At 65.4% G+C, this 1,435-nt stretch carries 1 protein-coding gene; it reads left to right on the top strand.

All coding sequences use genetic code 11. The features are described from left to right. The first annotated feature begins 121 nt into the window (after positions 1–121). Positions 122–1,432, top strand: coding sequence for an ISL3 family transposase (locus FJV46_RS15045; RefSeq protein ID WP_087025252.1), 1,311 nt, complete (start codon positions 122–124; stop codon positions 1,430–1,432). Positions 1,433–1,435: the final 3 nt, after the last annotated feature.

Below are 1,435 nucleotides of genomic sequence, written 5' to 3' on the forward strand. Positions count from 1 at the left end.
TAATTGAGAGTGCGGGCGGGGTGCTGGCGGCTTGAGTGGGGTGGGCGCGTCGGAGGCGGGATAGAGGTCGAGGCCTTCCGATGATGGAAGTTCTCACACTGCCCACCCGAAAGACCTCGACGTGCTCCACGCTACCTTCGCTGCCCCTGACCTCACCACGTTCTGCCGGCTCGACGAACTCGGTCTCGAAGCCATCGGCCAGCATGTTGGCCCTGATCGAGCGGTGCTCGAATGCCGCGTCCACCACGCTGATCCGTGGTGCCGGAAGTGCGGCGCTGAAGGCGTACCGCGAGACACGATCACCCGCCAGCTCGCTCACGAACCGTTCGGTCACCGGCCGACCACGCTGCTGGTGAGGGTGCGCCGCTACCGGTGCACCGGGTGCGGGCGCACGTGGCGGCAGGACACCTCGAAAGCCGCCGAGCAGAGAGCGAAGATCTCCCGCCGCGGACTCCGATGGGCACTGGAGGGAATCGTCCTCGATCACTTGACCGTGTCCCGGGTCGCAGCAGGTCTGGGGGTGTCCTGGCATACCGCGAACAGTGCGGTCCTGGCCGAGGGAAAACGCCGGCTGATCGATGACCCTCATCGGTTCGACGGGGTCGCCGCGATCGGCGTCGATGAGCATGTCTGGCGTCATACCCGCCGGGGCGACAAATACGTGACCGTGATCATCGATCTCACCCCGATCCGCGAGAAGACGGGGCCGGCACGGTTGCTGGACATGGTCGAAGGCCGGTCCAAGCAGGTGTTCAAGGACTGGCTCACCAGCCGACCGCAGGCGTGGCGGGACGACATCGAGGTGGTTGCCATGGACGGATTCACCGGCTTCAAGACCGCAACCACGGAAGAGCTCCCGGACGCGGTCCCGGTCATGGACCCGTTCCATGTCGTCCGTTTAGCCGGGGACGGGCTCGACCGGTGCCGGCAACGCGTCCAACAAGCCACGACAGGCCACCGCGGTAGAGCCGGGGACCCGCTCTACCGGGCCCGACGGACACTGCATACCGGCGCGGACCTCCTCACCGATAAGCAGAACGCACGCCTGAATGCTGTCTTCGCGACCGAGGATCACGTCGAAGTCGAGGCGACCTGGGGAATCTATCAGCGGATCGTCGCCGCGTACCGAGAACCGAACAAGACCCGCGGCAAACAGCTGATGCAGACCCTCATCAATTCCGTCACCAGCGGCGTGCCGTCCGCCCTGGTCGAGATCCGCCGGATCGGCCGGACCCTGAAACAACGTGCCACTGACGTCCTCGCGTTCTTTGACCGCCCCGGCACATCGAATGGTCCGACGGAGGCCATCAACGGACGGCTCGAGCACCTCCGCGGATCAGCCCTCGGCTTCCGAAACCTCACCCACTACATCGCCCGCAGCCTCCTCGAATCAGGCGGCTTCAGACCCCAACTGCACTCTTATTTACGATGAGCC

The organism is Arthrobacter agilis (assembly GCF_006494655.1).
GTDB classification, from domain to species: domain Bacteria; phylum Actinomycetota; class Actinomycetes; order Actinomycetales; family Micrococcaceae; genus Arthrobacter_D; species Arthrobacter_D agilis.